This is a genomic window from Paenibacillus sp. Z3-2 (assembly GCF_054161325.1).
In genome coordinates this window covers 2,059,134-2,084,843 of record NZ_CP096397.1, presented here as the reverse complement: position 1 = coordinate 2,084,843, position 25,710 = coordinate 2,059,134, and the positions used below count along the sequence as shown (strand labels likewise).

Below are 25,710 nucleotides of genomic sequence, written 5' to 3'. Positions count from 1 at the left end.
ATTCATTAGTACATATATGAAAGTTACGGTCTGAAGAATCGGCTGCTCGTCTCCTGAAATGCATGTTCCCATACGTCAGGCCGGTTTGTACACAACATGAGCTCTGGATCTACAGCCGCCAGTCTCTTCATAATGGTCTTGTCATCCACTGTCCAAGCCATCACACGAATGCCTGCACTCCGCATCTCGTTCATTAAAGATTTGTCTACATTGGTATATCCAATCGAGAGGAACGTACAATTCATTTGCCGCAGTGCGGTTAACAGATCACCCGGTCGCGCATCAATAATTAGCCCCGTCTGAATCTCCGGTGCAAGTTTTTTCACTTCAATCAGAGCGGCTGGTTCAAATGAAGTGATCACTACATCATTCTGCATATGTCGTTTTCTTACTTCATATATCACCGCTGCCGGTAAACCAGGGTACATATCTCCCTGCGTTTTCAATTCGATGTTCAAACGCACTTTGCCGCACGAGCGATCTAACAATTCACTTAGAGCCGGAATCCGTTCGCCTTTGTAAGACTTATTTTTCCATGCTCCGGCATCCAGTCGTTGCAGATCAGCCCAATCGGTTTCCCGAACCAGGCCCTTGCCATTCGTCGTGCGATCCACTGTAAAATCATGAATGATCACTGGTACACCATCACGTGATAACTGCACATCCAGCTCCATCCACTGAACTTCAGGCCGTTCCATAGCCATCAAGAATGCAGCCATCGTATTCTCTGGTGCAATGGAAGAAAATCCACGGTGCGCTACACAAAGGTTGTTCATTTGATGTCCTCCTCAACAATGGTTCTCAATTTGGCGAAGCCACTCCATTCGCATCATATCGAATGCCTGGGGATAGCTGTGCCATCTGCTGCAGCAGAAGTTTGTTCGCCTCATCAATCATCGGGATGGCCTGACCAAGGCCCGCCTCATAAGGGATGACTTTCATGCTGCAAGCAGCTTCGCGACTACAGCGTGCCTGAAACACAGCCGTTTTCCACGTTTCTTCAGTTGTGGATCTGGAGAAAGTAAAATTCCCCGTACTGTATGCAATCCACTTCCCTTTATAGTACTCCAACCCTTGTAGCACATGGGGATGTCCACCTATGACCAGATCCGCACCAGCATCTACAAACTCATGAGCCAATCGGGTCTGGTCACTATTCGGAGTACTTACCCGTTCCTCTCCCCAGTGTGCAACCACAATGACCAGATCCGCCTTCTTACGGGCCTCCTCGATCGCTTTGACTGCTCCTGTGGAATCATAGGCTTCAGCCACGCCAGCCCGATTACCCTCAGCCTTCCAACTTGCTTCCGGTACAACTCGGGAGAACCCAAGCAATGCGATCTTCATGCCTTTGCGTTCCAGATAAGCTGGTGCATAGGCCTCATCTCTGTTCATGCCAGCCCCGGTGTGGGCTATGCCATACTCCTTGAGATAGGTTAGCGTATCCACCAAGCCCTCTACACCTTGATCCAGGATATGATTGTTAGCCAAATTCACAGCATCAAAACCAGCAGAGGCCATTGCCGCCAATGCTTTGGGCGAAGATTTATATACATATGTTTTGTCAGCTGCACCAGTCCCCCCCAGAGTTATGGGTGTCTCCAGGTTACCGATGGTAAGATCATCGTCTTTGAATAATCTGCCGAGCTTGGCAAAGGGATAATCATAACCATTCCTATCCAACAGTTCAGCAACTTTGCCCGAGAATTGAATATCGCCAACAAAGTTAATCGTAACATCCTCCGCTGAATTGGAGGGTTTCGACGTCTCAGATTCCTTATCCACACCTGCATTTCCCTTGGTACTGGATGGTGTTGAAGCCGCCGCAGGTTTTTTCGTTCCGGACTCCGTCTTGCTACTATTGGTGTTGCCTGAAGTGTCAGGTGTCGCTATTCCGGATGTTTTTTCTGCATCCTCTGTTGTCTCTTCATCCGCAGCTCCGGTTTCTTCTTCCGAAGTCTCATCGGAGTCCATGTCCGATGTACTTAATTGATCGCCGCCTTTGGCATCTTCTCCAATGGAAGGCTGATCCTGGTCGACAATTTCTTGTTGCACCGGCTGGTCTGCCTGTTGCTGACGTGAATGGATGACATAAAAAATGCCGACTAGACCAATTGCCATGATCAATACAATATTAACTGTCCAGATGACTGTATTGCGGGTACGTTTACCTTTTTTCTTCTGTACACTTCGCTCTGATCTTGGGGGATACATAAGCAACTCCTCTTCTTCTTCACAGCCATACATACCATTATATCAGGCATATTCTGGATTTCCATCATTCCTTGGAACTGTATCGATTGGAAGGATATGAACTCGGTTAACTTTCAGATCTTCATGCAAAAAAAGCTGTCTCTCCTGTAGATAATTCTACGTTTGAGACAGCTCTCTTGCTGCACTTATTCTACCACAAACTCTTTTGTAGCCTGGACAGACATTTCCTTCGCTTGTCTGATGCAATCAGGCAAGCCTACGCCCTCATACCCTGCACCTGCAATGTACACACCCGGTAATTTACTGCCTAACTCCTCACGAAGAGCGGCAATATGTTGGAGGTGTCCCACGGGATACTGTGGCATTGATTTGCGAAGCCTTGTAATCTCGGAGAAGATCGGTACCGCTTCGATGCCCATGGTCTCCCTCAGATCCTTGAGAACCAGATCGGTCAGCGCTTCATCCGGAAGCTCTACGTTTTGTTCGTCACCAGAGCGACCAACATAACAACGGAGCAAGACTTTATCGTCCGGGCTGGTATGCAGCCATTTCGTCGATGTCCACGTGCAAGCCGTAATATTCCGGCCCTCTTTTCGCGGAACGAGGAAACCTGACCCATCGAATACATGCTCCACCTCTTTTTTCTCAAAAGCGAGCACCACATTAGCTACAGACACGTAGTTAATTGCGTCCAGAGCCGCTGTATCCACGTGTGGCTTCAGCAGCTCCGACGCGACATACGTCGGCACGGTAACCACTACATCATCGGCATCAAGAGTCTCGCCATTCCCCAGTTCAACACGGTATCTGGTCTGCGCCCCATCAAGACGTTGCAGCGACATCACCGCGGTGTTCAGGCGTTGATCAACATCCTGCAACTCATGGACGAGGGCATGAACAAGACTTTGAAGTCCCTGACGGAAATTCAAAAAGGCGCTTCGTTTTGTTCCGGAATGCGTCTCGGCCGGTTTACGGCCAGTCATCATGCCCCGGATCAAGCTGCCGTAATCGCGCTCAACTTCTCCGAACTGCGGGAAGGTAGCTTGGAGGCTCAATCGCCGCATATCACCCGCATAGATTCCCGCGAGCAGCGGTTCCGTCAAGTTCTCCAGTACTTCTGCTCCAAGACGTCGCTCAATCATATACCCGAGCGATTCATCCTCTGTTGTGCGACGCGGCGGGATGACAAAGTCCATCAACGCCCGCAGTTTGCCTGCCGGAGAGACCAGACCACTTCTCAGAAATGGTCTTAGTTCTGTCGGAATACCGAGAACAAGTCCTGCTGGCATGGGATGAAGCTTGCCACGCTGCATGATATACGTTTTCTTTGATTCGGGATTCTGGCTTACCAGCTCATGATCGATCTCCAATTCTTTGGCCAGGTCAATCATTGCTGTTTTGCGAGCCAGGAAAGAATCGGGCCCTTTTTCAATCACAAATCCATCCCGGTGCAGCGTCTCAATCATGCCTCCCATGGACGAGCTTTTCTCGACCAATGTAATCACAGGTTCAACTCCTGCTTCCCGGTAATGCTTGCGGATATAAAATGCCGCGCTGAGGCCGGTGAGGCCACCGCCGACGACAATAACGCGGCGTTTCTTGTCATCCATTACTCATCCGACCCTTGCTGCCATTGGCTTATAATAACGTCGCTTAACGTCTCCATATATAGAGGATCGCTATTGAGAGAATCAATACGCATCAGGCGCATATCGATCTCTTTGGCAATCGATTTGGCCTCGATATCGAGATCATAGAGCACTTCGAGATGATCCGAAACGAACCCGATTGGTGCCACAAGTACATCCTCTACTTGCTCACGGGAAAGTTCCTGTAACGTATCGAGGATATCTGGTCCAAGCCATGGTTCAGCTGTTCTTCCGGCACTTTGCCAAGTAAATTGCCAATTGGTAATGCCTACACGTGAGGCAATCACTTCCGAAGTTTCCAGCAATTGTTGCGGGTATGGATCACCCAACTCCACAATACGTGCTGGCAAGCTGTGGGCACTAAACAACACTTTCACATCTCCGCGTTTAGCTCCGGCTTCCTCGAACGCATCCAACTTGGCACTGACACGCGTGGACAAGGCCTGAATTAACTTCGGATGCAGATGATAGCTCTCGATAAAGGACATCTGAACGCCCAGTTCTCCTGCTTTTTCCCGCGCCCGCTTGATATAACTGCCTACACTCATCGTTGAGAAATGCGGAGCCAGCACAATACCAATTGCTGTCTGAATCCCATCCTTCGCCATCTGTTCCACGCCATCCTCAATAAACGGATAAGCATGCTTCAGTCCTTGATAACAACGGAATTCCACGTCACTCCCACGCTCATCGCGGTTTAATGTCTCCTGAAGAGCCTTAACCTGGTTGTCCGTGTTCTCCCGAAGTGGAAACACACCGCCAACAATGGCTTCATATCGATCCGTCAGTTCCTTCAATTGCTCCGGTTCAGGCGGACGCCCTCTGCGGATATGTGTGTAATACGCTTCAACACTTTCCATATTTTCTGGTGTGCCATATGACATCACCAGTACACCTACAGTTTTAGTCATTAGTTATCGTCACCCCAGTCTTCAATGCTTCCGCAGAATATTCATGAATATATGCGGTCAGTTCTCTGAGCTTATCAAGAGATGCTTCAGGAAATAGTCCGTGACCCAGGTTGAATATATACCCCGGCTCCTTGATTCCTTCGTCGATAATCACTTTGGCTTGTTCCTTGATCAGTTCCATCGGTGCTGTCAGCACATAAGGGTCCAAATTACCCTGGACTGCAAATTTACCGCCAAGTCGTTGGCGACCTTCCGTAATCGATACTCTCCAGTCCAATCCAATCACATTGGCTTGCAGATTATGCAGCGTTGGCAACAATTCGCCCGAAGCGACACCAGGGAAATAGATTTTCGGTACATTCAAATCCGATAATTCGGTAAAGATACGGGTAATCGTAGGCAACACATATGTTCTGAAGTCTTTGGGAGAAAGTGCTCCAACCCAGCTGTCAAACAACTGGAATGCCTTACCGCCATTCGCAATATGCGCACGGATATATGTAATTACCATATCACCAAGCTTCTGCATCAGCTTGTGCCACACTTCAGGCTCGCTGTACATCATCGTTTTGGTGCGGATGTAACCTTTCGAAGGTTGTCCTTCGATCAGATAGCTCGCAATTGTGAAAGGTGCGCCCGCAAACGTAATCAGAGGCACGTCAAGCTCCTTATCCAGAATTCGAATGGTCTCCAGAATATGTGACAGATCTCCTTCTACGTCAATGGGACGCAAACGATCCACATCTGCAGCGGACCGAATAGGATTATCGATAACGGGACCAATATTTTTTACAATGTCAAAATCAATACCCAGTGAGGCAACCGGATTCATAATATCGGAATACAAAATAGCCGCATCTACACCAAGCTTGCGTACGGGCATGAGTGTAACTTCAGCCGCCAGCTCGGGTTGTTGGCAGATTTCTAGCAAGGAGTACTTTTCTTTAATCTTGCGATATTCAGGATCGTAACGTCCAGCCTGACGCATGTACCATACCGGAACACGGTCGACCTGTTGCTTGAAACTTGCCCGAATCAGTCGATCATTATAGCTCATGTAAGAAGCCTCCAATAGTTTTTGGACTCATAATTACCATTATGCCCTTTTTAAACAGCCGTAACAACCACATGCAGATGCGTTCTACGTGACAATACTATGACATTCCTTACACCCCTCCTCCATATGACAATTATGTTATAATGAAAGAATGGTGTTTTTTTGAGAATTACAGAAATATCTATGAAAGGAAGTGAAAGCACTTTGAAAACGTGGAAAGTAAACCTCATTGTGCTTTGGTTCGGACAATTTTTGGTCAATTCGGGCATGACCATGATTACCCCATTTTTGTCCCTGTATCTCGCAAGAGATCTTGGCGTTGTTGGCGAACATGAAATTGGCATTTGGGCCGGATTTATATTTGCAGCCAATTTCCTCACCTCATTTTTGTTCCAACCGCTCTGGGGCAAATTATCTGACAAGTATGGTCGAAAAGTTATGCTGCTGCGCTCGGGATTCGGGATGGCCATCGTGATCGCCCTTATGGGTCTGGCACAGAATCCCTGGCAGCTTCTCTTATTGCGTTTGCTTAACGGTACAATCTCCGGCTTCAATCCTGCAGCTGTTGCGTTGATATCGGGCACTACACCGAAAGACCGCATGGGCTTCGCCATGGGAATCAGTCAGTCCGGGCAGGTTGCTGGCACGATCCTCGGTCCGCTCATTGGTGGCTTGCTGGCTGATGCGGTAGGCTTCCGCCCCATTTTCTATATCACAGGTGGGCTGATCTTCGTCGCCTCCATGCTCGCCATGTTTCTGGTAAGAGAGAAATTCGATCGGAAAGAGGCAGCCAAACTACCGGAACAATCCGTATTGTCCGGTCTGAAGGAGTTGAACAAGTCCCCGCAACTGCCTGCGCTGTTTGCAGTGACGTTTCTGCTGCAGTTTGCCATGATTAGCCCCATGTCACTCTTGCCACTGTATGTGCAGAAACTGCATGCTTCGGATGTCAACGTGGCGTTCTGGGCTGGGATGGTGGGTGCAGTTACGGGAATATCCAATATGGCGATGTCGCCGGTTCTCGGAAAGCTTAGTGACCGGATTGGTCCGCACAAGGTACTTACCTTCTCTCTCATCGGAACAGGACTCATGCTTATCCCCCAAGCATTTGTTCAGACGGTGTGGCAGCTCATTCTAGTCCGGTTCGTGATGGGTGTGTTCATGGGTGGCCTGCTTCCAAGCGTCAATGCCCTGATTCGTTCCTACACATCAGATAGCATGATTAGCCGTGCATTCAGTTTTAATACGAGTACTTTGGCGCTGGGCAACATGCTGGGGGCGATCATCGGAGGCTTTATGGCAGGATTCATCGGAATTGAAGGTCTCTTTATCGTCTCTGGTGGACTGCTACTGCTCAATATGGTTTGGGTCAGATTCAAATTGTACAACAAACCGGTATTGCCCCGGGAATCCTGATTTCCCGTCCATATATCAACCAATCCATATCAACGTTCTTCAGAAAAAGCCGCCTCCAGCGCCTAATTGGCATGGGAGCGGCTTTCGTCCATTCATCTACCATTATTCAAGCATTAAATTGTATCGGATAATGCTTCACACCAAATACAAAAGCACTTTGTATCGGCTGCAGGACCGTTCCCGGCACAAGCTGAATGCACTCCATGTGCTGAAGCAACGTATGCAGAACTACCCTTGCCTCTAGACGAGCGAGTGGTGCACCCAAACAAAAATGAATCCCAAATCCAAATCCCATATGTCTGTTCGGCTTGCGATCAGCTATGAAATCTTCCGGACGCTCGAATTGGACACCGTCCCAATTAGCTGATCCAACCCATGAAATCACCTGATCTCCCGCTTGTATCATCTGTCCATTTAACTCTACGGTTTCCTTGGCGACCCGCCCAATCGCAACAATTGGCGGATAATATCGCAGTGTCTCTTCAACCGCAGAAGTAATCCGTTCAGGATGTTCGCGTAGCTCCTGTTGTAGTTCGGGTTGTTCAGACAGTATACGTATCGCATTGGTAATTAGGTTGGTTGTTGTTTCATTCCCTGCAGCTAACAAGAGAATACAGAAGCCTACCACTTCCTCTGCAGTCAACTTCTGACCATCAATCTCCGCAGCAAGCAGTAACGAAATCAGATCATCCTGTGGCTGCAACCGACGCTCTTCCATGATGCCAGTGAAATAGATATGCAGTTCCTGTATATTTCTTTTTTTCTCCTCCAACAACTCCTGAAAAGCCTGCTCACTATCATCACGCGCACCCTTCACCAATACATCAGACCAGTCCTTGAACTTTTGGCGATCCGTTGCAGGGACTCCGATCAGTTCAGCAATTACAATGACAGGCAATGGCATGGCAAGGTCATCAACAAGTTCCATATGTCCTTCTGACAGGTGTGGAGCAATTAACTCATCTGTGATTTCCTGAATACGCGGAGCCAATGCTTCAATTGCCTTGGGTGTAAACGCCTGATTCACCAGATCACGCAGCTGTTTGTGCTTGGGCGGGTCTGTCGTCAACATGCTCGTATTGGCACGATCACGTGCAGAAGAGAACAGTTTCGGGTTTTTCAATACGTACTTCACATCTTCATAACCGAAAACATCCCAGCATTCTCGATGCTCATCATATCGGACTGGAGTGTTGTCACGAAGCTCTGCGTACACCTGGAAGGGAGACAGCCGCTGTTCCAAAGTCTCCAGTTCCCGAATCGGAATGTAATTTGCATACTTTCTGGGTGCCTGTTTCATCGTTTCTCCTCCAATCAATATTATATATTTATTTACATATGTTGTTCACCCCTATTATAAACATAACTTCATAACGAAACCAATCTATGGAACGTAATTGAGACCCATTACCTACTAAGCGCTACCAACTTCCTCTCGTGCTATATGTAAATAGAACTAAAGGATATTTACTCTTGGTATTCCGATGACAGAATAACCTTCTGATCATTGGTATCCACCAGCTTAAATCTGTATTCAACATTCCTTTTTTAAAAGCTTCGTTTATCAGGAAAAAGCCTCAGTATGTAATATTAACTAACATATAACCAGCTGTTTAATATCTAAAATTATTAAATCTATCAAGTCCTCTCGCTCTATCAGAGCGAATATTCTTCCATTACCCCTTATAAATAATCATTTTTCTCCCGACATCTATAAATGTAACCGATTACTCTACCAATATCTATCATTGTCATATTATTTAACATGAAATACAATCATTTTGAAATGGTATACCTATTCTTCTCAACAAACTTAACATCACACTTACTTGAAGGAGAGTGCTATTCATGAGTAAAACATCCAATCTTCGTCCCTGGGCCGTATGGAGTACCGCAGCTTTAACAGCATTAACGATCTCGTTGTCCCCTATCGGAACCTTTGCTGCTCACGCTGCTAAGGTAGAGGTGAAAGGCACAACAGGTACTGTCCAGACAGCACCGACTACTCCGGCTCGCAATACCTCCATCCCTGCCGTACCGGACTCCTCCAAGCAATCGGCACTTCCCAATGTATTGGTGATCGGAACTGGCGGAACGATTGCCGGTCAATCCGAGGATGCGACAAGCTTCCAGAACTACAAGGCAGGTACGCTTCCCATTGGAGAGATGGTAGACGCTTTGCCGGATAAGCAGAAGATTGCTGATGTTAGCACACTCCAATTCGGAAATTCAGGTTCAGGCTCCTATAGCATGGCTGATCTCTATGACTTATCGCAGACGGTAGACAAAGCTCTTGCATTGTATGACAGTGTCGTGGTTACCACGGGTACAGATACAATGGAGGAAATCGCCTATTTCCTCGACATGACGGTTCAGAGTGACAAACCGGTCGTAATCACAGGTTCCATGCGTCCATGGACTGTCATCGGCTCTGACGCTCAAGCCAACCTTTATAACGCAATCAAACTTGCAGGTAGTGGTCGTACCACTTCATTCGGAACTGTACTGATGCTGAATGACACCATTCAGCTCGCACGCGGTGTAAGCAAAACAAATGATTATCGGACAGATACGTTTGAAACACCGATGCTCGGTGCCGTAGGATATATTGATGAAGAAAACATTCGAATTTACCGCGCTCCTGCACGCGCCTTGAAACCTGAAGGCACAGCGAAGCCCGTATTCGATCTGAGTAAAATCACAAAGGCAGACCTCGCTAAAGTAGAAATTGCTATCTCGTATCAAGAAGCTGGAGGCGGAGCCATCGAAGGGTTCGTCAGCAACGGTGCGCAAGGCATCGTAACCTCCGGTACAGGAGCTGGCGGTATCTCCAGAGCTATGGGACAAGCCCGTACCAAAGCCATTGAAGAAGGTGTAATCTTCGTAACTACCACTCGGACGGGTTCAGGAAGTGTATATGGCGGCGGCAAAGGTATTATTGCCGGCGACAATCTGAGTCCACAACAAGCTCGTGTATTATTGATGCTGGGATTATCCTTCAGTGATGATTTTGACACCATCAAAAAATGGTTCGAAACGTACGGAACACCGGAAGTATGAGAAGCACTCATCCTTTATAAATCTGGACAAAAATAAGAGACGATACTCCCCTTACATTCAAGGTGTGTCGTCTCTTTCTTTGTGTGTTTTCAGACTTTGTGTATTACTTTTCCACATCGCGGTGGGCTATTAATCCATGTACACTTCTATTTTTAAATGGAGCCACCTCCAGTATACACATTACCATTAACTGTACTACCAATTTTAACCTCTACAGTAGTATCAGTAAGTGTAAGCCCAAACCATCTAAAGCCAAGAGTCGATTCTGTTCTGAGTCTACTATACACTTCCGCATATTTATACCCTTCAAGATCCACTGCTCTTGAAATTCCCATCCCTCTATCAGTTAACTCCAATGTCGATCCCCAGAATTTACGTTCGTAACCACCATCTTTAGTAGCAACCTCTACCTTTGATCCATCATATCTAAAGCTTCCCGATGCCCATAGATCAAACATTTTTAGACCTAAAGCATTATAAGCTGAACCGGTCGTCCTTTCGTTAGCGGTGTAACTCCACGCAGCTGCTCTAATGGCACTATTAGGGTCAATTTCAGAATGTAAAATAAAAATTCCTGATTTATCAACATACACATCAGTTTTTGTAGTTTCTGTTGAGAAACTTAAAACTTCCTCGTTTTCTTTTTGTTGAGAAATAAACTCATTTAAACTGAATGTTCCCTCTTTATTTAACTGATTCTTTTGTGATTCATCAGGAAATACATCTTCTAGAGAAATCGAGTCATTATTAGCCCATTCTAAAGGTGCGGGATTGTTCTCATAATAACTCTCAATAACGTCTTGAATTTCAATCAGAGTTACATTCTCATTAGAAATTTTTAAGTTCTTCAACTCATTCGCTATTTCAGAACTACTCTTAGTTATATAGGCCCGAGCTTCTTCAATGTTTTTTAAATTTTCTTTTCCTACTAATGAATCTGCTGAGACTGTAACAGCCCCTCCTACTAAAAGTGAAAATGACATTAAAAGCGCAGTGAATTGTTTCTTCATAAAAAATTCCCTCCTTAGTATTATAATCAATCCTTATATTAATTCTCTGATTAATTTCAAATTCCTTCTTATTTAGTAAAATAATACCTAAAAAGATAAAAAATCAAAATAACTAGTATCGCAACAAGTACAATATAAACTGGCAGTATTAAAAATGGCGTGTATACGTTAAGAAAATGAAATACGAAACCCGAGATCAGAAGCAAAGAAAGAAAAATGAATAAAGGTCTCAATTCAACACCTCCATATATAGAAATTTATAACTTCTTATATACAATATTACCATAAAATTACCTGAAAGTTAGTTATGATACCTTCTTCGATAAAAAATCAATTCATTTTTAGATAAAACCTCAATAAAAACTCATTCTCAACGATCAATATTTTTCACACTAAAAAAACTCCGTACAGAAAACACGATCACCCTCACAAGCATAAGAGCGCGAGATCGTGTTCCATCGGAGTTTTATCGTTAGGAATTTTTCACTTCACCCAAGCAAGTACGAGCCCATCGTAGTCCGGCAACATGGTCGTTACCAGACGCGGGTCACTTGCCATCTGTTCATTGAAGCGACGAACAGCAAGCACGGCTGGACCCTGCTTGTCCGGATTCAGCGTACGACCACGCAGGAAACAGTTATCACCCACAATGACCGCACCTGGCCGAGCCAGCTTAATGGCATAGTCGAGATATACCGGATAATTTTCTTTGTCAGCGTCAATAAAGAAGAAATCGAATGTGCGACCTTCCTGTTCCAATTGCTCCAGGCTGTCTGCCGCCGGGCCAATCCGATACTCGACCTTTTCACCAAAACCGCCTTCTTCCAGATGACCACGCGCCAATGCCGCATATTCCTCTTTCAGTTCCAGCGACGTCAGGGTTCCAGCTTCACTCAACCCACGCGCAATGCAGACCCCACTGTAACCGCCCAGCACGCCGATTTCGAGCGCAGCTTCCGCTTTGGATGTCTTGGCTAGAAACGTGAGCAAACGCCCATACGCCGCCGCAACGGAAACTTCCGGCATGCCGTTCGAACGGATGGCCTCTTTCACTTTCAACAAAAGATCATCCTCTTGAAATAATTGATTTACATATTCATCAGGGGTCAGATTCACCACTAAAATCCTCCTTGGACACTTGGACTGCTTTCCATATGGATGCCAATGTTCTATAATAAATGTTTGTTATCAACACAGGCGGTCGACTGGTGCATTGCCTCAAAGAGGACTGCATAGTTCACCGCATTTCTCATTGTAAGTTTTTTCACGGAAAGCGGCAAGGCCGCACCGTTACTATACAGCCAGAGAGAAGGATATTCCTTCTCCGGCTTGAAATGGAGTTGAAATGAATCACATGGCTCAATTGCAATTGATTGCGACCTCGGCGATGGGACTCGAGGCTGTTGTTGCCCGGGAACTGAAGCAACTGGGGTATGAGGATGTTACGATCGACAATGGACGGGTTTTCTTCACTGGGGATTATATTGATATTTGCCGGTGTAATCTGTGGCTGAGAAGTTCGGATCGTGTATTGGTCAAAATGGGTGAATTCCCTGCTACAACATTCGACGAATTATTTGAAGGCACCAAAGCACTTCCTTGGGAAGAGTGGATTCCAGCAGACGGCGAATTCCCTGTAGAGGGTCGCTCCCAAAAATCTCAGTTGAGCAGCGTACCTGCATCACAAGGGATCGTGAAGAAAGCAATCGTAGAGAAACTGAAGCTGACTTATGACACGGAGTGGTTCCCAGAGGATGGGTCTCGTTATGTGATTGAGGTCATTCTGCTGAACGATCGCGCCCTGCTTACTTTAGATACGACGGGCCCAGGTCTGCACAAACGGGGGTATCGTAAACTCGTAACCGAAGCGCCACTCAAAGAAACGCTTGCTGCAGCTCTTATTCAGCTCAGTCGCTGGAATGTATCCCGCCCATTTTATGATCCATGCTGTGGATCAGGCACAATGCTGATTGAAGCCGCTATGATCGGCTGGAACATTGCACCAGGACTTCGTCGTACCTTCAACTCCGAGAACTGGGCTGTTATTCCTGAAGAATTATGGGAACAAGCGCGCGAAGAAGCATTCGATGCTGTGCGTGACGATATACCATTACAGATTTCGGGTAGCGATATCGATCCGGAAGCCATCGAAGTAGCTCAGGCAGCAATCAAGAGTGCCGGCTTCGCCAAAGACATTGAAGTCAGCGTCCTGCCCGCTCATCGTGCAAGACCACAGGGTGATTATGGTGTCATCATTACCAACCCTCCATATGGTGAACGATTGAGTGAAGAAAAAGAAGTTCAAAAGCTGCTCCGTTCATTAGGACGCAGTTATCTCGAAATGCCAACATGGTCCTTTTTCGCAATCACATCGACCAAAACTTTTGAAGAATACTTCGGCCATAAGGCAGACAAGCGTCGCAAATTGTTCAATGGACGAATTGAAACGCAATACTATCAGTATTTGGGACCACTGCCCCCACGCAATAAAGCACCACAATCTTCATAAGTATTGCAAAATACAGAGTGCTCCTGCCATCCATGGCTTGGGCACTTTTTTTGTGCGCTATTCTGATCATATGAATTCACCGTCATCGGTGTTCGCTTCGGGCAGGAATTGATCCTGCCTGAAGCATAGTTGAAAACAAATGAGGCCACGCTATAATGGATGGAGCCCTATTTTACATTCCGATTACAAAACAACGAAAGCAAGGGGGACATACATATGGTTGTCACTCGGCCTACGCGCAGTTCCGTGCCACGCGGGCTTCTAAATCATCCACTAACGTTATATCTTATTTTTCTTGTGCTCATGCTGCTCAAACTCATGTGGCTCCATCACAATCTTCACGCCTATAACATTACGATGGGACTGCTGGATAAAGTCATTGCCATCGGATCTTTACTGCTCATCTCCTTCTGGACCTGGTGGTTGCCTCGCAGGGGCATGATCGTATCTCTCGCTCTGCTGAACCTGCTGCTTACAGCACTAATCTACGCCGATATGGTGTATTATCGTTATTTCCAGGATTTCTTGACCATCCCGGTATTGTTACAGGCCAGACAAGTTGACGCATTGGGTGACAGCATCGCTACACTGATCTACACAAGCGATCTCTGGTTCTTTGCCGATTGGCTTGTCGTCATTCCGTTCGCAGCTATCGTACTGTTCGGCAGACGTTACCGTTCGAAGCACTCCAGTGCACCCATTCATGGCTACGGGAGTTACACGTACAACGATCGCAAAGCTCGGATGCGCCGCCGTCTCACTGCTGGCAGCATCGCCCTTGTGCTGGGGCTGGGACTCGCCGTGGGTCCGATTTATTTTTACAGCAAAACATGGGCTAAGGGCCTGTTCGATAACAACTGGTGGAATGTATCCATGTACAATGTGACCGGACTGCTCGCTTTTCACGGTTATGATCTGTACAACTACGCCAAAGACCATATCGGCTCCGGGCCGCAGGCTGAACCCGCTGATATTGAACAAGCAAAGGCATTCTTCGCCGAAAGGCAGCAAGATACCCCACAGAATGATGCCTTGTTTGGCAAATATAAGGACAGCAACGTCATCATTGTCCAGGGTGAGGCTTTTATGAATTTCATGATCGGCCAGAGCATTGGAGGTCAGGAGATCACACCCCATTTTAATGAACTGATGAAGGAGAGTCAGTATTATAGTCACTTTTACCACCAGACAGGTCAGGGTAGAACGTCAGATGCCGATTTTGCAGCAAACATTTCACTGCATCCGCTTCCGGTGGGATCCGCGTTTGTACGATATGCAGACCATACGTATGATTCCCTCCCTTCCATTCTGAAGGATAACGGGTACAGCACCAACGTATTTCACGCTTATGAGAGTGGCTTCTGGAATCGGTATACGATGTATCAGAACATGAAGTATGACAAGTTTTATAGTAAAAACGATTTTGCACAGGATGACCCGCTTGGCTGGTCCCTGTCTGATGAATCCTTTTTCCGCCAATCCGTTGAGAAAATGAGCAGTGAGGTGACCGAACCGTTCTACTCCTTTCTAATCACCCTTACCAGTCACCATCCGTATGCCTTGCCAAAAGAGAAGCAGCAACTGGATGTAGGCGAGTTCCAAGGAACGATGTTCGGTGACTATCTACAATCTGTTCATTACGTGGATTCGGCACTGGGCAAGATGGTCGAAGATCTGAAAAATCGGGGATTATGGGAAAAAACCATCTTTATGTTCTACGGAGATCACGACAACTCGATTAAGGAACAATCACAATACGAGCAATTCCTGGGACGTTCATTAAACGAACTCGATATGGCACAGATCATGAACGAGGTACCTCTACTCGTGCATTTACCGGACGGAGCAGCTGCCGGAACCATCGACGAGCCTTCAGGACAACTGGACATCGCACCTTCCGTACTGCATGTGCTAGGCTTATCCGACCAATCCTATTATCATATGGGCAACGACGTATATGACGGGTCTGCACGTATAGTTGTGTTGCGTAATGGTGCATTCTCGGATGGTTCTGTATTCTATATTCCATCGGATGATTATATCTACGAGAGCGGCGCTTGTTATGACTTGTCCACACGTGACAAAACAGATATCAATGCTTGCCGCTCCGCCCACGATGAAGCAACCAAGCGATTACACGTCTCCGACACGGTGATTACCTATGATTTGATTCAGCGCTTTCGAGAGAAAGACAGTTCAGCGGCAACATCCAAATAACCGAGATGACAATACACGGAATAAAATGAATTACATTAAAGAAGGGGAACTTACATTACATGACTTCACGCACAGAAACATTCAATATTGAACAGCAACTGTTCGATGCAGCCGCAAACTTCGTGCAACAGCGTTATCCCCAAGGATGGGGCGGTGCTGGTGCCGTCTATACTGAAGCTGGTTCCCTGCTAATTAGCGTGGCACCAGAGGTTATCAACGACGCAACGCACCTGTGCATGGAAACAGGGGCTTATCTGGAGGCCCACAAATTAAATGAACGCGTCACCCACTCCCTCTGTATTGCTCGTGATGACGAGCATTCGGACTTCAAGGTCCTTACACCTTGCGGTGTATGCCAGGAACGATTGTTTTATTGGGGTGAAGAAGTCAAGGCTGCCGTATACGATCCTGCTGGTCAGTTGATTTTTAAAAGATTGGATGAGATTCAACCTTACCATTGGTCCAAGGCATATCGGGATAAATAGCAATCTCCTTGCGAATTATAGAAAGTGGCTTTATAATTGTAACTATATTAGTTTCAACTATATGGATGATGGAGGTTTTAACAATATGAATATCGAGATATGGTCTGATTTTCTGTGCCCATTCTGTTATATCGGCAAACGCCGTCTGGAAAATGTATTGGAACAGTTTCCACATCGTGATGAAGTGAAGCTGCAATTCAAAAGCTTCGAGCTTGATCCGAACGCTGCATTGAACCCAGGCAAAACCAATACGGAATACCTGGCTTCCAAATATAATATTAGCGTAGAGCAGGCCCAAGGCATGAATGCTCAGATGAATGCCAATGCTCGCACAGCAGGACTGGAATACAATATCGATGCCATGATCCCTACCAATTCTTTCTCAGCTCACCGATTGACGCACTGGGCGGATACACAAGGCAAAGCCCTTGAACTGAGCGAGCGGATATTCCAAGCTGTGTTCATCGAAGGTAAACACTCCGGCGACCCTGAAGTGTTAGCTCAACTGGCAGAGGAAGTAGGCCTGGATCGTGATACAGCTGTAACAGTGCTGTCCAGCGATCAATTTACCGACAATGTCCGCGCTGACCAAGCCGAAGGCGAGCAACTGGGCATCCGTGGTGTACCGTTCTTCGTATTCGACCGCAAGTTCGCCGTATCGGGCGCTCAGCCGGACGAGGTGTTCCTGGACGCGATTCAGAAAGCATGGGATGAGCGCTCCCCTTTCACTATGGTTGAATCCAATACAACAGATGCTGACGGCAGCGGTGTCTGCACAGATGACGGCTGCGAAGTGCCACCATCCGATTCGAATAAATAACACAAAAGCAGCAGGATCAGGGGAATTCCCGATCCTGCTGCTTTTTTATATACTACACACAACTCTAGCTCATTGTATATATTTGTGTTTGATGAACAGTTACTGTGGAGGGGACGGAATCGATTCTGAAGAAGCGAAGCGTTCGCCTTTGTCTCCAAATTTTAACCTCTTAAACGAGGAATCAAAAAATTTGGAGACAACAGTGATCGGAAGAACGATCCGTAACCGGAACAACCACAAGCAGATCATTAAATACTCACTTCAAATTGGAATGAATGATCCACTCAATCCCAAAACAGTTGATCGGGATGTGGTCCAGTCCGCTTATCCGAATCCAGCGCATCAATCAGTTTCAACTCATCTGGTGTTAATTCAAAGTCAAAGATGTCCGCATTTTCACGAATACGCTCCGGGGTAACCGACTTCGGAATCGTCACAATCTGATTCTGAATGTCCCAACGCAGAATAATCTGTGCCGGTGTTTTCCCATATTTCTGTGCCAGTGCCTTAAGCGTCGACTCCTGGTTCAGCTTGCCTTTCATAATCGGGCTCCAAGCTTCCAGTTGAATCCCCTGCTCACCACAGAAATCCTGCAATTCCTGTTGAATCAGACCCGGATGCAATTCTACCTGATTCACCGCAGGTACCGTACCGCCTTCATTTATGATATCGCGCAGATGGTGAACTTGAAAGTTACTCACACCAATTGCACGGATGCTTCCTTCGCTATATAGACGTTCGAACGCTCTCCACGTCTCCTTGTACTGGTCTCTGCCAGGCCAGTGAATTAAATAAAGATCAATCACATTCAGTCCAAGTGCCTTCTGACTGGCTTCAAATGCTCTCAACGTTGAATCAAAACCCTGATCCTCATTCCAGAGCTTAGTTGTCACAAACAGTTCGTTACGGGCAACGCCACTGCTTGCGATCGCTTGTCCCACTTCTTCCTCATTGCCATAGATGGACGCGGTATCAATACTGCGATATCCAACCTCCAAAGCCGTCTCGACCGCCTGTTGCACTTCCTTGCCTTTTGCTTTATATGTTCCAAATCCCAGCCATGGCATCGTTACTCCGTTGTTCAGAATCGTACAATCTGTTATGTGTTTTGTCATTCTGTACCTCCCGTATGGAATTTTGCCTGCTCTTGTTCTATTAACCTTCTCACAGAATTTTAAGCGGCCATTCGACATACTTGTCGAAGAAGACCCATGGATTGGGAGTCATTGCAAAAGACATGAAAAACCCGCTAAGCATTGCTGCCTGCGGGTTCTGGTGTGAACAGGAACGTTATTGATTCCCTTGACCGTGCTGACTCTGGATTGAATTCAATCTTCTCTTCTCCTCGATGAACATCTCTTCTGCGAGCTCAACGCCTTGTCCTCCGAGCGAAAGCTCTGCTTGATGCATCGCCTGCTGCGTATGTGCCAAACGTCGTTCCGCCTGTGCAATGGTCTGTGCCGTCGGATGAGACATCGCCTGAGATACAGCATAATGAAGCTTGTTCACCGCATTTTGCGCCTGAGATACATTGGTATCAGCCTGCAAACTGGAATCATAACGCTTCGGCATGAGTATTCCTCCTTGGGATTATCATGTTCCTGTTACCCCTTTAGGATGGATAACACAAGCCTTCCTTATTCCTCTGTTGTGTTTTATTGTAACTTTAACCCGTCTTGCTGCGTTTATGAAGTACTTATCCCCGATCAGGAGGAATTTACTTGAAAAAATTATTACTCACTCTCTGTATGTTGCCCTTGCTCATTTGGATAGAAGGCTGCGCTCCTGCAACATACGAGATAACAGGTTATACGGGATCATACATTAACCCAGACATTCCAGTTCCAAGCAACGCTAAGCTTATTGAAGGCATAGCTTATTCCGATCATCCCACTCTTAAAGAAGGTGTTAAGTATGAGCTGAAACATATTGGGGGTGAGCAAGGACTCTACCCGCCAATGGATTATTTTCAGAAGTTAGCGGATACAGGTTGGGTAGAATTGGAGGAAGAACGACTTGGAAATGTACATTTCCTGAAAAAGGATACTACCGTCATTGCCATTGAAATTCAAGAAGATTCCTTCCAAATTACTGAAATGGTCAAAGGTGCTATGGAGTAACACATCCTTTCACGCTACCCAAACGCAAAAAAGGAGAGGCACGCAGCCCCTCCTTTCCGGTCTGTGGACAGTTTTCCCCACTTACCTTGTTATATCCTGTTACTTGACGAACTTTGCGACTTTGGCGAGCACTTCTTCTTCTGTCGGAGCACTAATGTACCGACCGTTAATAAAGACAAACGCACGTTTCGCGCAAGGACCGCAATAGGATTTGCACCCAATCTTGATCTCCGTGTCTGGAGCCATTTTTTGCAACTTGGGCACAATCGATTTTAGTCGGACATGATTACACTTTTCGCATACGCGGATATCGTTAGCCATGAGTTCCCCTTCTTCGCGCCCTTAGTGGTCGCCGTGATTGCCTTGGGACGGATTCGTAATGACGAATCCCTCTTCCGGGAAGTAGAGATAGTCAATTTTAACACCGTTCAACAGAGGCTGATCATTCGCGAGAATGACATCAATCTCTTTATCGGTAGATACAACCGTATCATTTTCTTTTGGTGTGTCGATATCAAGACCGTAGTGAGCATGGTCACCATGTGCATGTGTGATGACAACGCGCAGTTTTTTTCCTTCGTTCTCCGGCTTGTCCAATTCAAGCTTCAATACTTTAGCCGCATTACGCGTAATTTTGCAGTTCATTCTCTTCATCTCCTATATTGTAATTGCTGGGTTCAACAATTTCAGCATTCTTAAACTACAGCATCTATTGTAAAGAAAGTTACCGCTCTTCGCAATAACATTGATGCGAATTCAATGTTAAACCTATCCATTTGATCACAATCAAGAAGGTGCGCCCTCCTGAAGCACGGGATATTTGCGTTCTGCACGGCTTACAAACCAGTTCATCAGAATCAAAGTGACCCCGATATCATCTATGGGCATAAACGGCATTACGTCCGGAAGTACCCAGTACAACAGCGCTGGAATAATAAACAACAGCTTTTCTCCCAAAGGAATCTGCGGAGCCCGGAGCAACCGGGGGAGCCTTTTGAAAACTTGTGTCCATCGTTTGAACGACAGCAGTCTTCTCCACTTCATTCGAATCCCTCCGTAACATTATATATGTCGCCATAACGACACGCACATCATTACCCCTTCAAGAACCATTCAGAACGAATAATGTAACCTGTGAATTAAAAAATAAAAAAACGGAACGTCGCTCACAGCGTCCGTTCCTGTTATACGAATAATCCATCGTTAAGTTTCACAGCTTCATAATCAGGTACCTTGCCTCATTGTCCATTGGATAACAGTTCAGCCAGCAACATTCCCACTTCTATACAGATATCATCAAACTGTTCTACCGGAAGCGGATTAACACCCAATCCAACTTCAACCGTGAAGCCTGGTCTACCGAAATCTTGAATAAACCAGTCTTTGTATCCGGCATCACTTCCGCCGAGCTTCACGGCTTTGTAGCCCGAAGCTTTGGCAAGTCTGCGCGACAGCGGCGCACTCTCTCTCGGTTCCAGATCACGATAGTTCCAATAGATCTCCTGACCCTGACTATGCAGGGATACGACCGCAGCGAATGCATGCTGCTGCGTCCATTGTGCTAAAGCCTGTGCCTCCGGTTCTGTCAAAGGCGCTGTTCCTGCATAATCCCGGGGACCAGGCGAGGTCACGCCCCTTCTCGCTGCTTCTTCATCCCAATGGGCCGGAAATTGATCATTCAGATCCACCCCTCTGATGTTGGCCTTCCAGTGGGTGAAATGTGATCTGCCGGCATTCCAGGCTAACAATTGCTGTGCATGCGGGTGTTGATTGACCACACCTTCCTGAACCAGTTCTACACCGTCCGGATTAACCATCGGCACTACCCAGAGTGTCGTCTCTTGCATCCAGCGTTCTGTCTGGAATTGATGCCATGCCTTATGTGTACTATACGCCTGGGCATATTCTTCGACAAACTTCATCAGAACTGCTGTTGTCAGCCACTCATTGGCATGAACGGAAGCGTTAACATGAATATGTCTCTGCCCTTGCCCGATGCGCAAATAACGCAGTGACTTCCCCATGACACTTGTTCCAATCGAGCCCGTCTCAACAAACGGGTAAAGCTTCTCCATCTGGTCTATATCCCTGATTAATTCTCGATAACCATACTCTCCCTGAATCTTGACAATAGTTTTTCCATTGGAAGCCGGAATATGAATACAGCGACCAACCCAGTCAGCTATATTGGCAATTTCAGGATTGGCCCGACGCAAGTCCTCTTCATCCAGACCAAAGCGCCCTGCAATCTCCCCTACGCTCTCCCCGAGTGGCACAGCATACCTGCGACCTGTCCCAGGGACAATACGCAGCATCTGACCTGCAAGCAGGTAAGGCTGGGAGGCAGCTTCCGGATTCAGAGCAGCAAGTAACTCTTTGGTCATATGGTGTGCTGACGCAATTCGCGGCATCGTATCTCCCCGCTGAACAATGATCCACTGCAGTTCCATGTTGTTCTCCTTTCCACAGGAGAAGGCAGCCTCCTGTCGGGTTCTCCCAATTTCATGTCTATAACATATATATGCAGCCCCGGTTGTCCGTCATGTGACATCAATCATGTTCATCACCTGTCGATGCAGAAATATGACAAAAAATCCCGGAACTTCACAGTTCCGGGATATCGTACAGGCTATATACTTTAATTATAAGTCCTATTCATACATACTTTTGCATATACCTATGGTAATTGCGTAACCTGCCAGACTACAGGGGTCTTGGAGATCTGCTCTCCCAACCATCGACGGGTGATATTCTGGAACATGCGCGGGTCGCCAGTGCAGAAAAATTGATGCACCGGGGTCTCATCCCCGCTGGCCAGTTTTCGTTTATCATATAAAATCGTACTGATTTCCCGTGCCGTTTCATCTGCCGAACTGATTAGCTTCACTTCCTGTCCCATAACCTCCTGAATGGTGTCCATAAGGAAAGGATAGTGCGTACAACCCAGAATAAGACAATCAATCGGCTGTTGCTTGATCTCACCCAATGATTGCTCCACCGTAAGTGTCGTGTGCTCGGAACGAAATTCACCTTGCTCCACCAACGGCACGAGCGCCGGACAAGCCTGACTGACCACATCGATATAGGGGGACAACTGCTTGAGCGCCAATGTATAAGCCCCACTCCCAATGGTACCCACAGTACCGATCACTCCAATGCGTCCTGTACGTGTCGCTGTGATTGCCGCCCGCGCTCCCGGATGTATAACACCAATGACAGGCACATTCACCTTGGCACGGATATACTCCAGCGCAGCTGCTGTCGCTGTGTTACAGGCGATAACGATAACCTTCGGATTGAATTGGATCAAGAAATCAACGATTTGTTCCGTAAATTGTTTCACTTGTTCGGACGAACGGGGTCCGTACGGTGTTCGGGCAGTATCCCCAAAATAAATGATCTTTTCCCGCGGGAGCTGACGCATCACTTCCTTGGCGACGGTCAATCCTCCCACACCGGAGTCTAATATAGCGATTGCTTGCTGCACGAACACACCGCTTCCTTCTTCATTGAATTGGTTCTGATAATAATTGTTCCACAAAGCTTTCTTCCTACCGTATGAACATTCCGGCAAAAAGGTACCTACATCTTACCCGATTTTATAACAGGGTTCAAATAAAATCCCGCGTGCTGTGTCATCACCGTGTGGACACACAACAAAGCAGGCTCTCCTCTAAACCCGAGGAAAGCCTGCTTATCCCAAGCTTTGCTTAGTTGTCGTCCTTGGACTCATCCGCAGAAAGCTTCGCTACAATGTCGATTCCGGACTCATCTGCTGCTTTGTCCGTATCGGGTTCTGTGATGACTGCCGATATGCGAATTTCCTTGCCATCAGCGCAGTTACGCCAAGATTGAATATCCTGAATCACAACATCTGCGGTCTCTTTGACCTTGGATACGATCTGTGAACTTTGTTCTCCAACCTTGCCAGCGAGTTCCTGACCTTTCTCCGATACCTGACGAGCACCTTCCGTAATGTCCTGACGAAGTTCGCGTCCTGATTTCGGAGCCAGCAGCAACGCTGTTACAGAACCTACTACGGAGCCGATAAGAGCTCCCCACAACAAACTTTTGTTAGAATCCTTCACGTCACATCTCTCCTTTTACTTTCATTTAAGTACCGGATCAGAAGCAACGGCCTGTCGCTCACCCATCCGGGCGAATGCCTACTCTGTTGATGCATTATAAGCAGCACAGGCTTGACTTGACACTCCAGATATCAAAAAATAATCTGAACGTTCTCTTTTCACCTTCATCTTCGCTTAATCAGGTCTGACGAGCAGGCTCCAGAACAGCCGCCGCATGCTCATCTCCCGGGTCCAAATCAATGACATATCGCCCTGGTGCGATCAGTGCCGCCTGATGCTCACAACGCCAGCGACGTCCGCCGGAAGAACCCAACGTCTGTCCATCCTGCAGAACATCCCCCTGATCAAATATGTAATACGCCGCACCTAATAAAGTCTGGGCGACCGTATCCGGATCAAGACCGACGAAGTGACACTGTACATCAGGCACCCCCAGTGCCGACAACCCTACTGTATCCATAACCAACTCGCGCCGTTCTTCCGTACCTCCAGCCTGATACATCCGAACGTTCATGGCCGCATAGAGATGTTCCTCACGTTCCTGAGCTTGCGTATATGCTTCCGGTTCAACCAGCTTATCACTGCCGTACCAATACAACGCATCACAAGTCAAGCTTTCCATGATTGCCAGTACAGTCTTCTGGAACAGCTCCAGACGCTGTTTGCGAGGCATGGCTGCGGTGAACATGTCATGTAATCGGATGGAGTACCGCGCAGCTTCTACAACTTGTCCTGCTTCAGGCCAGTGCCATGCTTGCTGCAAAGCCCCGCCAAAACGTGCACGATCCACAATCTCATTGACAGGAAGCATGCAGGTCTGGGCAGGGATATCCCCTTCCTGAAAGGATACCTTGTGGTCCAGATGATAGAAGACCAGCATCTCATGCACTTGCTCTCCATCCCCTTGTTTCACATCCAGCCGGACTTGTCCTGTGTGACGAATCAGAGCTTCCTGCAATCGCAGGCGATCCACCTCCGGACGTTCCCGGAACAAAAGTTCAACCATATATACCGGATGGAATCCAGAAGGTATTTCATTTGTATCTTTGCTTTCAGTATTTCCTTCATTGAATTCTTTTGATTCATTCGTCATGCGATTTCCCTCATTCCTTACGCTGTCCCTCGGCTTGTGCCGCATTAAAAGGACCCAGTTCTTTTTCCACGTAGTCGCTAACCTGGATGGCAAAATGTTCAAGTACGCCTGGCAACGCTACGCTAAGCGGATGGAGCTCAGACCGCTCCCAACTATAATAATCCTGCACCAACGGCTTACGTAACGTAACAAGCTGACGCAATATCTCGTAGGTATCATTGTCAAAAACCTTTTCTTCATAATTAATCTGAATAATATCATCATAGCTGCTCGCATCTCTCATGATGAAGCCATCTATCAGATAACTTCCCACATCGGTAACAATCTCGATCGCCAGGTGAAGACAACGTTCCTGCACCATCCCCAGCATGAGACTGCCATCCCAGGCCTGGGCTGCCTGGCGAAGCCCTTCGGCTACCTCCGGTACAGCAGCTAGCCGGCGGGCAATCTGTTCTCTGTTCACATAATACATTCGTTCACTTCCCGTTCAGTGAGTTATCGGTTCCGTTTCCCTCTTCGCTTAAGCCAGAATATCATCACAGGACAAGCGATTAGAAACACAACAAAAATATATAGAAATTCCATAACGTCTCTTAAATCGCTCATGCAGAGTCCCCTTTAATTCAAAGTCGTGTGAATAATGACAGATCAGATTTCATAGTCCACTGCGATGGACTGTTCTCTGACTTCGTTCATGTACTTGATCACTTCCTGATGAAGCGGGTGAACCTGATACGCCTGAAGGTCCTCCAGTGAAGCAAATTCTGCTGTGAGTGAAATGTCGAATGATCTGTCCGAGCGAAGCACATCGATGCCTATTTCAAGTGAAATCAGAACATCAATTTTGCCCTCCAGATTGCGAAGCACCTGGGCAGCGGCTTCAATACTTTCTGCTGAACGATCTTTCATTTTGAACAGGACAATATGTTTAATCATCTGAGCAAGCACCTCGTTCGGTATAATAGTAGAAATGAATGAATTTTCGTGTATTCAAAATATATCATACCGTTCTTTATTACGAAAGGATACTTGGAAACGTTCTCTTGAGAAGAAAAACTAAT

Annotated in this window: 26 protein-coding genes; 7 read left to right on the top strand and 19 right to left on the bottom strand. The window is 46.8% G+C overall.

All coding sequences use genetic code 11. From position 1 onward, the window contains the following. Positions 1-23: 23 nt before the first annotated feature. The 5 genes from M1D71_RS09370 to hemE form a co-directional block, all read right to left on the bottom strand. The gene (locus M1D71_RS09370) at positions 24-776 is read right to left on the bottom strand and encodes a glycerophosphodiester phosphodiesterase (RefSeq protein ID WP_458126218.1); all 753 of its coding nucleotides are present in this window, start codon (positions 774-776) and stop codon (positions 24-26) included. Positions 777-801: 25 nt separating this feature from the next. Next, a complete protein-coding gene (locus tag M1D71_RS09365; protein WP_458126217.1) occupies positions 802-2,214 on the bottom strand; it encodes a CapA family protein in 1,413 nt (470 codons plus the stop codon). A gap of 185 nt (positions 2,215-2,399) precedes the next feature. After that, positions 2,400-3,824: a protoporphyrinogen oxidase gene (gene hemY, locus M1D71_RS09360; RefSeq protein WP_458126216.1), complete on the bottom strand. Its 1,425-nt coding sequence runs from the start codon at positions 3,822-3,824 to the stop codon at positions 2,400-2,402. Then, positions 3,824-4,774: a ferrochelatase gene (hemH, locus tag M1D71_RS09355; RefSeq protein ID WP_458126215.1), complete on the bottom strand. Its 951-nt coding sequence runs from the start codon at positions 4,772-4,774 to the stop codon at positions 3,824-3,826. Before hemH ends, hemY begins: the two co-directional genes overlap by 1 nt. Beyond that, on the bottom strand, positions 4,767-5,831 hold the full coding sequence (hemE, locus tag M1D71_RS09350) for a uroporphyrinogen decarboxylase (protein WP_458126214.1): 1,065 nt from the start codon (positions 5,829-5,831) through the stop codon (positions 4,767-4,769). The genes hemH and hemE overlap by 8 nt, the downstream gene beginning before the upstream one ends. Positions 5,832-6,014: 183 nt before the next feature. Between hemE and M1D71_RS09345 the strand changes: the two genes are divergently transcribed. Beyond that, on the top strand, positions 6,015-7,247 hold the full coding sequence (locus M1D71_RS09345) for an MFS transporter (RefSeq protein WP_458127205.1): 1,233 nt from the start codon (positions 6,015-6,017) through the stop codon (positions 7,245-7,247). 106 nt (positions 7,248-7,353) lie between these two features. On the opposite strand, the gene M1D71_RS09340 is transcribed toward M1D71_RS09345, so the two are convergent. After that, positions 7,354-8,547, bottom strand: coding sequence for a cytochrome P450 (locus M1D71_RS09340; RefSeq protein WP_458126213.1), 1,194 nt, complete (start codon positions 8,545-8,547; stop codon positions 7,354-7,356). A gap of 548 nt (positions 8,548-9,095) precedes the next feature. On the opposite strand from M1D71_RS09340, the gene M1D71_RS09335 reads away from it, so the two are divergent. Continuing rightward, positions 9,096-10,307 carry an asparaginase gene (locus M1D71_RS09335; RefSeq protein WP_458126212.1) on the top strand — a complete coding sequence of 404 codons (1,212 nt, stop codon included), beginning with the start codon at positions 9,096-9,098 and terminating at the stop codon, positions 10,305-10,307. Between the two features lie 152 nt (positions 10,308-10,459). On the opposite strand, the gene M1D71_RS09330 is transcribed toward M1D71_RS09335, so the two are convergent. Together M1D71_RS09330 and M1D71_RS09325 are read right to left on the bottom strand one after the other, a co-directional pair. Then, positions 10,460-11,317: a hypothetical protein gene (locus M1D71_RS09330; RefSeq protein ID WP_458126211.1), complete on the bottom strand. Its 858-nt coding sequence runs from the start codon at positions 11,315-11,317 to the stop codon at positions 10,460-10,462. A gap of 483 nt (positions 11,318-11,800) precedes the next feature. Then, complete coding sequence (locus tag M1D71_RS09325; RefSeq protein WP_458126210.1) at positions 11,801-12,433, bottom strand: O-methyltransferase; 633 nt, start codon at positions 12,431-12,433, stop codon at positions 11,801-11,803. A 238-nt stretch (positions 12,434-12,671) separates the two neighbouring features. Between M1D71_RS09325 and M1D71_RS09320 the strand changes: the two genes are divergently transcribed. The 4 genes from M1D71_RS09320 (at position 12,672) to M1D71_RS09305 (ending at position 17,348) form a co-directional block, all read left to right on the top strand. Then, complete coding sequence (locus M1D71_RS09320) at positions 12,672-13,826, top strand: THUMP domain-containing class I SAM-dependent RNA methyltransferase (protein WP_458126209.1); 1,155 nt, start codon at positions 12,672-12,674, stop codon at positions 13,824-13,826. A 216-nt stretch (positions 13,827-14,042) separates the two neighbouring features. Further along, positions 14,043-16,043, top strand: coding sequence for an LTA synthase family protein (locus M1D71_RS09315; protein ID WP_458126208.1), 2,001 nt, complete (start codon positions 14,043-14,045; stop codon positions 16,041-16,043). 59 nt (positions 16,044-16,102) lie between these two features. Further along, positions 16,103-16,528 carry a cytidine deaminase gene (locus M1D71_RS09310; protein WP_458126207.1) on the top strand — a complete coding sequence of 142 codons (426 nt, stop codon included), beginning with the start codon at positions 16,103-16,105 and terminating at the stop codon, positions 16,526-16,528. Positions 16,529-16,613: 85 nt separating this feature from the next. Next, on the top strand, positions 16,614-17,348 hold the full coding sequence (locus tag M1D71_RS09305; RefSeq protein ID WP_458126206.1) for a DsbA family oxidoreductase: 735 nt from the start codon (positions 16,614-16,616) through the stop codon (positions 17,346-17,348). 284 nt (positions 17,349-17,632) lie between these two features. Here M1D71_RS09305 and M1D71_RS09300 read toward each other — a convergent pair whose 3' ends face one another. Beyond that, on the bottom strand, positions 17,633-18,463 hold the full coding sequence (locus M1D71_RS09300) for an aldo/keto reductase (RefSeq protein ID WP_458126205.1): 831 nt from the start codon (positions 18,461-18,463) through the stop codon (positions 17,633-17,635). A 175-nt stretch (positions 18,464-18,638) separates the two neighbouring features. After that, entirely contained in the window at positions 18,639-18,920 is a 282-nt protein-coding gene (locus M1D71_RS09295; RefSeq protein WP_458126204.1) for a hypothetical protein, read from the bottom strand. A 149-nt stretch (positions 18,921-19,069) separates the two neighbouring features. On the opposite strand from M1D71_RS09295, the gene M1D71_RS09290 reads away from it, so the two are divergent. Further along, complete coding sequence (locus M1D71_RS09290) at positions 19,070-19,468, top strand: hypothetical protein (RefSeq protein ID WP_458126203.1); 399 nt, start codon at positions 19,070-19,072, stop codon at positions 19,466-19,468. A gap of 99 nt (positions 19,469-19,567) precedes the next feature. Here the strand turns inward: M1D71_RS09290 and M1D71_RS09285 are convergent, their stop codons facing one another. The 9 genes from M1D71_RS09285 to M1D71_RS09245 form a co-directional block, all read right to left on the bottom strand. Then, the gene (locus tag M1D71_RS09285; RefSeq protein WP_017689421.1) at positions 19,568-19,789 is read right to left on the bottom strand and encodes a YuzB family protein; all 222 of its coding nucleotides are present in this window, start codon (positions 19,787-19,789) and stop codon (positions 19,568-19,570) included. A 21-nt stretch (positions 19,790-19,810) separates the two neighbouring features. Further along, positions 19,811-20,113, bottom strand: a complete 303-nt coding sequence (locus tag M1D71_RS09280) for a heme biosynthesis protein HemY (protein WP_036609727.1) — start codon at positions 20,111-20,113, stop codon at positions 19,811-19,813. Positions 20,114-20,254: 141 nt separating this feature from the next. After that, positions 20,255-20,512 carry a hypothetical protein gene (locus M1D71_RS09275; protein ID WP_017689423.1) on the bottom strand — a complete coding sequence of 86 codons (258 nt, stop codon included), beginning with the start codon at positions 20,510-20,512 and terminating at the stop codon, positions 20,255-20,257. Positions 20,513-20,706: 194 nt separating this feature from the next. Then, positions 20,707-21,918 (bottom strand): M14 family metallopeptidase, encoded by a 1,212-nt coding sequence (locus M1D71_RS09270; RefSeq protein ID WP_458126202.1) that lies wholly within the window; start codon positions 21,916-21,918, stop codon positions 20,707-20,709. A gap of 227 nt (positions 21,919-22,145) precedes the next feature. Next, on the bottom strand, positions 22,146-22,955 hold the full coding sequence (racE, locus tag M1D71_RS09265; RefSeq protein ID WP_458127204.1) for a glutamate racemase: 810 nt from the start codon (positions 22,953-22,955) through the stop codon (positions 22,146-22,148). 223 nt (positions 22,956-23,178) lie between these two features. Further along, positions 23,179-23,556 carry a YtxH domain-containing protein gene (locus M1D71_RS09260; RefSeq protein WP_458126201.1) on the bottom strand — a complete coding sequence of 126 codons (378 nt, stop codon included), beginning with the start codon at positions 23,554-23,556 and terminating at the stop codon, positions 23,179-23,181. A 178-nt stretch (positions 23,557-23,734) separates the two neighbouring features. Then, on the bottom strand, positions 23,735-24,649 hold the full coding sequence (locus M1D71_RS09255) for a DUF4261 domain-containing protein (RefSeq protein WP_458126200.1): 915 nt from the start codon (positions 24,647-24,649) through the stop codon (positions 23,735-23,737). 10 nt (positions 24,650-24,659) lie between these two features. After that, on the bottom strand, positions 24,660-25,121 hold the full coding sequence (locus M1D71_RS09250) for a DUF86 domain-containing protein (protein ID WP_458126199.1): 462 nt from the start codon (positions 25,119-25,121) through the stop codon (positions 24,660-24,662). Between the two features lie 176 nt (positions 25,122-25,297). Then, a complete protein-coding gene (locus M1D71_RS09245) occupies positions 25,298-25,585 on the bottom strand; it encodes a Dabb family protein (RefSeq protein ID WP_458126198.1) in 288 nt (95 codons plus the stop codon). Positions 25,586-25,710: the final 125 nt, after the last annotated feature.

What these genes read in the sequence shown, in the direction of transcription:
- M1D71_RS09370 (WP_458126218.1), bottom strand. Translation starts at nt 776, where the DNA reads ATGAACAACCTTTGTGTAGCGCACCGTGGATTTTCTTCCATTGCACCA.
- M1D71_RS09365 (WP_458126217.1), bottom strand. Translation starts at nt 2,214, where the DNA reads ATGTATCCCCCAAGATCAGAGCGAAGTGTACAGAAGAAAAAAGGTAAA.
- hemY (WP_458126216.1), bottom strand. Translation starts at nt 3,824, where the DNA reads ATGGATGACAAGAAACGCCGCGTTATTGTCGTCGGCGGTGGCCTCACC.
- hemH (WP_458126215.1), bottom strand. Translation starts at nt 4,774, where the DNA reads ATGACTAAAACTGTAGGTGTACTGGTGATGTCATATGGCACACCAGAA.
- hemE (WP_458126214.1), bottom strand. Translation starts at nt 5,831, where the DNA reads ATGAGCTATAATGATCGACTGATTCGGGCAAGTTTCAAGCAACAGGTC.
- M1D71_RS09345 (WP_458127205.1), top strand. Translation starts at nt 6,015, where the DNA reads ATGAAAGGAAGTGAAAGCACTTTGAAAACGTGGAAAGTAAACCTCATT.
- M1D71_RS09340 (WP_458126213.1), bottom strand. Translation starts at nt 8,547, where the DNA reads ATGAAACAGGCACCCAGAAAGTATGCAAATTACATTCCGATTCGGGAA.
- M1D71_RS09335 (WP_458126212.1), top strand. Translation starts at nt 9,096, where the DNA reads ATGAGTAAAACATCCAATCTTCGTCCCTGGGCCGTATGGAGTACCGCA.
- M1D71_RS09330 (WP_458126211.1), bottom strand. Translation starts at nt 11,317, where the DNA reads ATGAAGAAACAATTCACTGCGCTTTTAATGTCATTTTCACTTTTAGTA.
- M1D71_RS09320 (WP_458126209.1), top strand. Translation starts at nt 12,672, where the DNA reads ATGGCTCAATTGCAATTGATTGCGACCTCGGCGATGGGACTCGAGGCT.
- M1D71_RS09315 (WP_458126208.1), top strand. Translation starts at nt 14,043, where the DNA reads ATGGTTGTCACTCGGCCTACGCGCAGTTCCGTGCCACGCGGGCTTCTA.
- M1D71_RS09310 (WP_458126207.1), top strand. Translation starts at nt 16,103, where the DNA reads ATGACTTCACGCACAGAAACATTCAATATTGAACAGCAACTGTTCGAT.
- M1D71_RS09305 (WP_458126206.1), top strand. Translation starts at nt 16,614, where the DNA reads ATGAATATCGAGATATGGTCTGATTTTCTGTGCCCATTCTGTTATATC.
- M1D71_RS09300 (WP_458126205.1), bottom strand. Translation starts at nt 18,463, where the DNA reads ATGACAAAACACATAACAGATTGTACGATTCTGAACAACGGAGTAACG.
- M1D71_RS09295 (WP_458126204.1), bottom strand. Translation starts at nt 18,920, where the DNA reads ATGCCGAAGCGTTATGATTCCAGTTTGCAGGCTGATACCAATGTATCT.
- M1D71_RS09285 (WP_017689421.1), bottom strand. Translation starts at nt 19,789, where the DNA reads ATGGCTAACGATATCCGCGTATGCGAAAAGTGTAATCATGTCCGACTA.
- M1D71_RS09280 (WP_036609727.1), bottom strand. Translation starts at nt 20,113, where the DNA reads ATGAACTGCAAAATTACGCGTAATGCGGCTAAAGTATTGAAGCTTGAA.
- M1D71_RS09275 (WP_017689423.1), bottom strand. Translation starts at nt 20,512, where the DNA reads ATGAAGTGGAGAAGACTGCTGTCGTTCAAACGATGGACACAAGTTTTC.
- M1D71_RS09270 (WP_458126202.1), bottom strand. Translation starts at nt 21,918, where the DNA reads ATGGAACTGCAGTGGATCATTGTTCAGCGGGGAGATACGATGCCGCGA.
- M1D71_RS09255 (WP_458126200.1), bottom strand. Translation starts at nt 24,649, where the DNA reads ATGACGAATGAATCAAAAGAATTCAATGAAGGAAATACTGAAAGCAAA.
- M1D71_RS09250 (WP_458126199.1), bottom strand. Translation starts at nt 25,121, where the DNA reads ATGTATTATGTGAACAGAGAACAGATTGCCCGCCGGCTAGCTGCTGTA.
- M1D71_RS09245 (WP_458126198.1), bottom strand. Translation starts at nt 25,585, where the DNA reads ATGATTAAACATATTGTCCTGTTCAAAATGAAAGATCGTTCAGCAGAA.